Annotated in this window: 5 protein-coding genes; all 5 read left to right on the top strand. The window is 74.8% G+C overall.

All coding sequences use genetic code 11. From position 1 onward, the window contains the following. Window positions 1-226: 226 nt before the first annotated feature. The 5 genes from ACFRQN_RS04380 (at window position 227) to ACFRQN_RS04400 (ending at window position 8,716) form a co-directional block, all read left to right on the top strand. Window positions 227-1,669, top strand: coding sequence for a glyceraldehyde-3-phosphate dehydrogenase (locus ACFRQN_RS04380; protein ID WP_049660894.1), 1,443 nt, complete (start codon window positions 227-229; stop codon window positions 1,667-1,669). 132 nt (window positions 1,670-1,801) lie between these two features. Further along, the gene (locus ACFRQN_RS04385; RefSeq protein ID WP_380738121.1) at window positions 1,802-2,596 is read left to right on the top strand and encodes a hypothetical protein; all 795 of its coding nucleotides are present in this window, start codon (window positions 1,802-1,804) and stop codon (window positions 2,594-2,596) included. Window positions 2,597-2,727: 131 nt separating this feature from the next. Further along, window positions 2,728-3,768, top strand: a complete 1,041-nt coding sequence (locus ACFRQN_RS04390) for a hypothetical protein (protein WP_380738123.1) — start codon at window positions 2,728-2,730, stop codon at window positions 3,766-3,768. A gap of 86 nt (window positions 3,769-3,854) precedes the next feature. Further along, the gene (locus tag ACFRQN_RS04395; protein ID WP_380738125.1) at window positions 3,855-5,750 is read left to right on the top strand and encodes an HSP90 family protein; all 1,896 of its coding nucleotides are present in this window, start codon (window positions 3,855-3,857) and stop codon (window positions 5,748-5,750) included. Continuing rightward, window positions 5,750-8,716, top strand: a complete 2,967-nt coding sequence (locus tag ACFRQN_RS04400; protein WP_380738127.1) for a hypothetical protein — start codon at window positions 5,750-5,752, stop codon at window positions 8,714-8,716. The genes ACFRQN_RS04395 and ACFRQN_RS04400 overlap by 1 nt, the downstream gene beginning before the upstream one ends. Window positions 8,717-8,744: the final 28 nt, after the last annotated feature.

Here is an 8,744-nt window from a genome sequence, read left to right on the forward strand (position 1 = left end):
GACGAGGGCGGGCCGGGACGCCCGGCCCGCCCTCGCGTCGCGCTCACTCCGAATCGGGGTGCGCGGCCTGTCCCTGGAGGTGGCGGTGATCACCTTCGGGGGTGGGGGTGGGGGGAAAGCGCAGGTCGGGGGCTCGGGTGGGGAGGGTGGGGGAGGGACCGGCGGTCGGGGCGCGGGCGGGCGAAGCTACCATGTGGGCAACACCCTCAGCTCGAAAGATGGACTTGTGACTGTCAACGACGACGTGTTCACGGACTGGAAGAACCGCGAGGAGATCGCGGAGTCGATGATCCCGATCATCGGGCGGCTGCACCGGGAGCGGGACGTCACCGTTCTGCTCCACAGCCGGTCCCTGGTGAACAAGTCGGTGGTCAGCATCCTCAAGACGCACCGCTTCGCCCGGCAGATAGCCGGCGAGGAGCTCTCGGTCACCGAGACGATGCCGTTCCTTGAGGCCCTGACCGCCCTGGACCTCGGCCCCTCGCAGATCGACCTCGGCATGCTCGCCGCGACGTACAAGGCGGACGACCGCGGCCTGTCGGTGGCGGAGTTCACCGCCCAGGCCGTCGTCGGCGCCACCGGTGAGAACAAGCTGGAGCGCCGGTCCGGGCAGGACGTCGTGCTGTACGGGTTCGGCCGCATCGGCCGGCTGGTCGCCCGGCTGCTGGTCGAGAAGGCCTCGGGCAACGGCCTGCGGCTGAAGGCGATCGTCGTCCGCAACAGCGGCGGCGACGACCTGGTCAAGCGCGCCTCGCTGCTGCGCCGTGACTCCATCCACGGCCAGTTCCAGGGCACGATCACCGTCGACGAGGCGAACAACAAGATCATCGCCAACGGCAACGAGATCACGGTGATCTACTCCGACGACCCGACCACGGTCGACTACACGGAGTACGGGATCAAGGACGCGATCCTGATCGACAACACCGGCCGCTGGCGCGACCGCGAGGGCCTGTCGAAGCACCTGCGCCCCGGTATCGCCAAGGTCGTGCTGACCGCGCCGGGCAAGGGCGACGTCCCGAACATCGTGCACGGCGTGAACCACGACACGATCAAGCCGGACGAGCAGATCCTGTCCTGCGCCTCGTGCACCACCAACGCCATCGTCCCGCCGCTGAAGGCGATGGAGGACGAGTACGGCGTGGTCCGCGGCCACGTGGAGACCGTCCACTCGTTCACCAACGACCAGAACCTGCTGGACAACTACCACAAGGCCGACCGCCGCGGCCGCTCGGCGCCGCTGAACATGGTGATCACCGAGACCGGGGCCGCCTCGGCCGTCGCCAAGGCCCTGCCGGACCTCCAGGCGAAGATCACCGGCAGCTCGATCCGCGTCCCGGTGCCGGACGTCTCCATCGCGATCCTCAACCTCCAGCTGAAGCGGGAGACCAACCGCGAGGACGTCCTGGAGTACCTGCGGAACGTCTCGCTGACCTCGCCGCTGAAGCGCCAGATCGACTTCACCGACTCGCCCGACGCCGTCTCCAGCGACTTCATCGGCTCGCGCCACGCCTCGATCGTGGACGCCGGCGCGACCAAGGTCGAGGGCGACAACGCGATCCTCTACCTGTGGTACGACAACGAGTTCGGCTACTCGTGCCAGGTGATCCGGGTCGTCCAGTACATCTCGGGCGTCGAGTACCCGACCTACCCGGTTCCGGCGGTCTGATCCACCGGTAGGGCAGGACGACGGAGCAGTACGGCGGGGCGGTGACCGACAGGTCGCCGCCCCGTCGGCGTTCGCGGGCGGGGCGGTCGCTATCTTGAGGGATCACTGACAGGACTGGGGAGGGTGATCGGGATGGGTGGTCGGCGGGTGCTCGCCGCGGTGGCGGCGGCCGGGGTGCTGACGGGCGTGCTGACGGGGTGCTCCTCCGGGGGGTCTTCGAAGGGCGCGGGCGGGGCGGCCGCGGGTTCGACCGCGGCTCCGTCCGCGTCGGGTCCGGCCGCGACGGGAGCGGCGACCGGTACGGCGGGGGCGTCCGCGTCCGCGCCGGCGGCCGCCGACACCCCCGGGGCGGCTTCGGCGCCGGCCTCCGCACCGGCCCCGGCCGCTGCCGAGGCCCCGCACGCGGACCTGGAGGCGGCGCTGCTGGACGACAAGGTGGTCGGCCAGGTGCTGCCGGACGCGAAGGCGATGACCGGGTGGGAGGAGGAGAAGCGGAAGGTCGACACCGCCGACCACCAGGTCACCTGTGCCGGTGCCGCCGCGGCCTCCTGCGCCGGCAAGCCGCTGAGCGGGTCGGTCCGGTTCTCCTCGGGCGACGTGGTCGTCCGCTTCCTGGTGGACACCCTGCCCAGCCGGGACGCGGCGGCGCAGCGGCTGAAGGAGAACTACGCCTCGTACTCCGCCGGGCCGTTCAAGAAGGTCGACACCCCGGCGCTGGGCAGCGAGAGCCAGGCCTTCCAGGGGCCGCTGGCCGAGGGCGAGGGCGTCGGCATCGTGGTGCGCTCGGGCACCGTGGTGGCGAGCGTCACCAGCGAGGGCGGTCCGGTGGACGTGCCCGCGACGCGGAGGTTCGCGGTGATGCTGGTGAACCGGATCGAGCAGGCGCAGGCCGGGAAGACGCCGGACGCCGGGCTCGGCGCGGCCTGACGGAACCCCCTCGCCGGGCGGGCAGGGCGCTGGGCTGGGCAAACGGATGTCAGTCGACCGTGATATGTACTTTTCCCGTGGCCGCTGTGCGGTCGTGCGAAAGATACCGATGACGTTCGAGGGGGCCAGACATGCCGCTGTTCCGACGCCGCTCCGGCGGGGAGGGCGCGGAGGACCGGGCCGAGCGGCGCGGGTTCGGGTTCGGCCGCCGGGGAGCCGGAGCACCCGCGCCGGCCGGCGGCGGCGAGCCGCGGCTCGACCCGGCGTACGGGGACGAGTCGCTGCGCCTGATGCTCCGGCAGGCCTCCGCCGGGGACTGGGCCGCGCTGCGCCCCGCGCTGGCCGCCGCCCAGGGCGAGGAGCTGACCTTCCTCGTCGGGGCGATATCCGACGTGCCCCGGGTCGAGCAGTGGACGTCCCGCGCGCTGGCCGACGCCTCGGACGACACGCTGCTGCTGTTGCTGTCCGGCGCCCGGCAGATCGCCTGGGGCTGGGAGGCCCGGACGGGCGCCCGGGCCAAGGACGTCACCGAGGAGCGCTGGAAGGCGTTCCACGAGCGGCTGGACACCGCCGAGGAGCAGCTGCTGGAGGTCGCCGAGCGCGAGCCGTCCTGGCACGCCCCCTGGCGGTTCCTGCAGACCAGCGCCCTCGGGGCCTCGCTCGGCCCGGAGGTCGCCACCTGCCGCTTCGAGGCCGCGGTGCGCCGGGCGCCCGGGAGCTCCGCCTCGCACTGGGTCAGGCTGCAGCAGCTGAGCGCCAAGTGGGGCGGTTCGCACGAGGAGATGCACGCGTTCGCCCGCTCGACGATGCTCGCCGCCCCGGAGGGCAGCCACCTCGGCGAGCTGGTCGCGGTCGCGCACCTGGAGCACTGGCTGGCCCTCCCGGACGGCGAGGACCGCGCCTACCTGGCCAGTCCGGCCGTGGTGGCCGGGCTGCAGGAGGCGGCCTTCCGGTCCGTCCTGCACCCGGCCTTCGAGCCGGTGCGCGGCTGGCAGGGCTCCTTCAACACCTTCGCGATGGCCTTCTCCCTCGCCGACCAGCCCAAGACCGCGCGCCTGCTGTTCGAGGCGCTGGACGGCCTCGTGACCAAGGCGCCCTGGCACTACCTGTCGGGCGATCCGGTCAAGGCCTTCCGCGCCCACCGCGACCGCTGCACCTCGTACTGGCGCTGACGCGCACCCGGCGCCGAGTCGTACGGGCGCCGCCGCCGACCCGCATCCCACCACCGTCATCCACCCCGCGATCGAAAGAGCCTCCGGTGTCCCCTACCGACAACCCGACGAGTGCGCACACCTTCCAGGTGGACCTGCGCGGCCTGGTGGACCTGCTCTCCCACCACCTCTACTCCAGCCCGCGGGTCTACCTGCGCGAGCTGCTGCAGAACGCCGTGGACGCGATCTCCGCCCGCCGCGCCCTCGACCCCGGGGCGCCGGCCAGGATCACCGTCCGGGCCGACGACGAGCTGTCCGTCACCGACACCGGCATCGGCCTGACCGAGCAGGACGTCCACACCTTCCTCGCCACCATCGGCCGCAGCTCCAAGCGCGACGCCGACGGCCGGCTCGACGGCGCCGGGCTGGCCCGGGCCCGCGGCGACTTCATCGGCCAGTTCGGCATCGGCCTGCTCGCCTGCTTCGTGGTCGCCGACGAGATCACCGTGGTCACCCGCTCCGCCGCCACCCCGGACGCCCCGGCGATCGAGTGGCGCGGCAGCTCCGACGGCAGCTACACCATCCGCACCCTGCCCGCCTCGGCCAAGCCCGAGCCGGGCACCACCGTCACGCTGGTCCCGCGCGCCGACGCCGCCGAGTGGACCCGCGCCGGCCGGGTCCTCGCCCTCGCCCGGGACTTCGGCAGCCTGCTGCGCCACGACGTCACGGTGGTCGACGGCAACGGAACCGAGCACCGGGTCAACCGCACCCCGCCGTGGGCCGAGCGCCACGCCTCCCCGCTGGCCAGGCGTGACGCGCTCGCCGAGTACTGCCGCGCCGCCTTCGACTTCACCCCGCTCGACACCATCGAGCTGGACCTGCCGCTGGTCGGCCTGCGCGGTGTCGCGTACGTCCTGCCGGACGCCGCCCCGCCCTCGCGCCGCAACGGCCACCGGGTGCACCTCAAGGGCATGCTGCTCTCCGACCAGGCCGACGAACTGCTGCCGGACTGGGCGTTCTTCGTCCGCTGCGTGGTCGACACCGACGGGCTGCGCCCCACCGCCTCCCGCGAGGGCCTGTACGCCGACGAGACGCTGGCCGCCGTGCGGGACGCGCTCGGCGCCCGGATCCGCGACTGGCTGACCGGCCTGTCCGCGAGCGACCCGGCGCTGCTGCACCGCTTCCTGTCCGTCCACCACCTGGCCGTCAAGGAACTCGCCCGCTACGACGACGAGTTGCTGCGGATGATGCTGCCGTGGCTGCCGTTCGAGACCACCGACGGCAACGTCACCCTGGACGAGTTCGCCCGCAGCCACCCGGCGGTGCTGGTGACCAGGACGGTCGAGGAGTTCCGCCAGGTCGCCCCGATCGCCGGCGCCGCCGGGCTCGGCGTGGTCAACGGCGGCTACACCTACGACCACGACCTGGTGCACCGGCTGCCCGAGATCCGCCCCGGCGTCTCCGTCTCCGACCTCGACCCGGGCACCGTCACCGCGCACCTGGACACCGTCGACCCGGCCGCCGAGCTGGCCGCCAACGCCTTCCTGGCGATCGCCCGCGAGGTGGTCGGCCGGTTCGACTGCGACGTCGCGCTGCGCAGCTTCCACCCCACCAACGCGCCGGCCCTGCTGCTCGACAACCGGGAGGCCCGGCACGAGCGCACCCGGGCCCAACTCGCCGACGAGGCCGACGGGTTGTGGGCGGACATCCTCGGCTCGCTGCGCGCCGAGGCGCCCCGCGCCCAGCTGGTGCTCAACCACCTCAACCCGCTGGTGCGCCGCGCCGCCACCGTTACCAGCCGCGAGCTGGCCGTCACCGCCGTCGAGGCGCTGTACGGGCAGGCCGTGCTGATGACCCGCCGCCCGCTCAAGGCCAGCGAGTCCGCGCTGCTCAACCGCTCGTTCATCAGCCTGCTCGACCACGCCATGCTCGGCCACGAGGCCGGCGGGGCGGGCGGGTCGAACGGGTCGAACGGGTCGAACGAGGCGGGCGGGGCGGCGTGATGCTGGACACCCCCGACGCGGTGATGGCCGCGCTGCGCGAGAACGACGCCCGCCCGTACGGCCGGACCAGGACCGTCACCGCCGAGGAACTCGTCGACGCCGCCGAGCAGTTCGACGACACCGGCGTCCTCTCGATGGCCCTGCTGGAGCTGATGGAGGCCTACGAGTACGACGGCGAGCGCGGCAAGGGCCCGGTCGTCTTCGCCCGCGTCCTCAGGCTCTGGGACACCGACCCGGACGGCTTCGGCGAGTGGGCCCGGCAGCAGGTGCTCTGGCGCTTCAAGTGGGTCGCCGACACGCTCAAGGACAACCCGGACGTCCCGCTCGCGGCGGTGCGGCGCTGGCACACCGAGCTGCGCGACCGCTACCGCGCGGCCGGCCAGGACCTCCAGCCGTACTACGCCCAGCGCTACCACCTGGCCGCGCACACCGGTATCGACGTGCAGGACGCCTACGAGCTGTGGGCGGCCCGCCCGCGCGCCGAGCTGAGCGACTGCCACGCCTGCGAGACCCGCGCCCGCGCCCGGCACCACCTCGCCGCCGGGGACGACGCCCGGGCCCTGGAGGCGCTCGCCCCGGTGCTGGACGGCCGGAGCGGCTGCGAGCAGGAGCCCCACCTCAGCCAGGCCGCGGCGCTGCTCGCGCAGCTGCGCCAGGGCCGGTCGGACGAGGCCCGCTCGGGCCACCTCGCCGGCTACCGCCACGCCCGCGGCAAGGCCTCGATGCTGAACGCCGTCGGCCTGCACATCGAGTTCTGCGCGCTGTCCGGCAACGAGCCGCGCGGCCTGGAGCTGCTCGCCGAGAACCGCGCCCTGTTCGCGGTCACCGGCGACCCGGCCGCCCGGCTGGACTTCCTGACCGGAGCCGAGGTGCTGGTCGCCCGGCTCGCGCGGGCCGGCCACGGCGAGCTGGCGGTCAGCGGCCCGGCCGGCACCGCCTGGACGGTGGACTCCCTGCTCGCCCACCTGCGCGCCGAGGGCGACGCGCTGGCCGGCCGCTTCGACGCCCGCAACGGCACCGACGCGGTCGGCGCCGGGCGGCGCGCCCGGCTGGCCGTGGAGCCGCTGCTCGCCGAACCGCTGGCGCTGGGCGTGCGGGCCGCCGCCGCTTCCGGGCTGTCGGCCGCCCCGGCGGCCGCGCCCGCGCCGCGCCGGACGGTCGAGGCGGAGCCGGAGGACTTCACCGCCCTGGTGCTGCGGGCCCGCGAGCTGGAGGTGCTCGGCCACCCGGACGCCGACCGGCTGTGGAAGCGGGTCGCCGAGCGCGCGGAGGCCGCGGACTTCGTCCACCCGGAGAGCGCCGAGCTGGGCGGCCCCGAGCGGCTGCGCGCCGAACTCGCCGAGCAGCGGGCCCACGAGGCGCTCCAGCGGGACGCGTACGAGGAGGGCAAGGCCGGGCTGCTGGCCGCCGCCGAGCTGTTCGAGCAGGCGGGGCTGGCCGGGTCGGCGCTGATGTGCCGGGCCCGGACGCTGATCGCGGACCTCGACGAGGGCGACGAGAGCGACGAGGGCGCCGAGGCCGAGGGCGCTGCGGACGGCGAGGGCGCCGGGCGCGTCGGCCGACGGGCCGACTGGGCGGCGCTCGACGCGGCGCTGGCCCGGGCCGAGGAGCTGCGCGCCGGCGGCGAACTGACCGACGACGACTACCTGATCGTGCTGCAGACCCGCGCCTACGCCGCCCACCACGACCTCTCCGAGGCGCTGCCCGAGCCCGCCGCCGAGGTGACCGGGCGCTTCGAGGCGGCGGTCGGCGGCTACCGGCGGGCCGCCGTGGAGCTGGGCTCCGAGCGGCGGGCCGCCACCTCCCGGCAGTACACCGCCGACATCGCCGCCCGGCAGGGCCGGCTGGCCGAGGCGGAGGCCGAACTGCGCGAGGTGCTGGCCCAGTTGGACGCGGCCGAGCTGCCCTGGCACACCCCGCGGGTGCTCGGCCTGCTGGGCCAGGTGCTGCTGCAGGGCCACGAGCCGGGCCAGGCGGTCGAGGTCTTCCACCGGGCGCTGGCCGAGGCCGTGCGCTGGGGCGACGACTCCTACCCGTACGCGCCGACGTACATGATGCTCGGCCACTCCTGCCTCCAGGTGGGCGACCTCGGCGGCGCGGTCCGCGCGCTGTCGGAGGCGGCCGCGCGCTACGACCGCAAGGGCGCCGAGGCGGTCGAGGAGGCCGCCCGGGTGCGCCTGCAGCTGGCCGACGTGCTGCGCGACACCGGCCGGGCGGCGGACGCGGTGGCCGTCCTGGAGTCGGTGCTGCTGGACGCGTCGGCGGCGCGGCTGGACGTCCGGATGCTCGCCCAGGGCCGGCTGGACCTCGCCCGGGGCCTGTCCGACCTGGAGGAGCACCGGGACGCCGCCGAGGAGTACCTGCGGCTGGCCGACCTGGTGGCCGGGTGGGAGGACCAGGAGACCCACACCATGGTCGCCTGCGAGGCCACCCTGGCGCTCGCCCGGGCCGAGCGCTGGGACGCCGCCGAGGCGGCGCTGGCCCGCGCCCGGGAGGCGCACGGCAAGGCCCCGCAGGTGGACCAGCTGGCCGCCACCCTGCGGGAGCTGGCCCGGCTGACGACGCGGGAGAAGGGCGAGGAGGGGCTGGCGGCGGCGCTCGCCCTGCTGGCCGAGGCGGACGCGGTCGGCGAGGCGGCCGAGCGGTCCGGCGAGGAGTACAACTCCTGGTACCTGCGCGGTGGTTCGCACTACGAGCGGGCGCGTTCGCTGGCCGTCGCCGGGCGGCACGAGGAGGCGCTGGCCGAGGTCGAACGGGCCATCGCGGAGTACGAGGCGGGCGGGGTGCGGGCCGAGTCCCCGCGGGCGGAGGCCGTCCGGCTGGCCGCGCTGATCGAGGGCAGCGACCTGGGGCGCACCGACGCGGCGGTGGCCCGGCTGGCCGCCGGCATCGCGCGCTGCGAGGCGGCCGGGCTGCCGGAGGCGGCGGAGGTGCTGGCGGAGCTGCGCGAGCGGTTCGCGAACTGACCGGCGGGGGGCGGGCGTTCATGACGCC

The organism is Kitasatospora sp. NPDC056800 (assembly GCF_042789775.1).
Taxonomy (GTDB): Bacteria; Actinomycetota; Actinomycetes; order Streptomycetales; family Streptomycetaceae; genus Kitasatospora.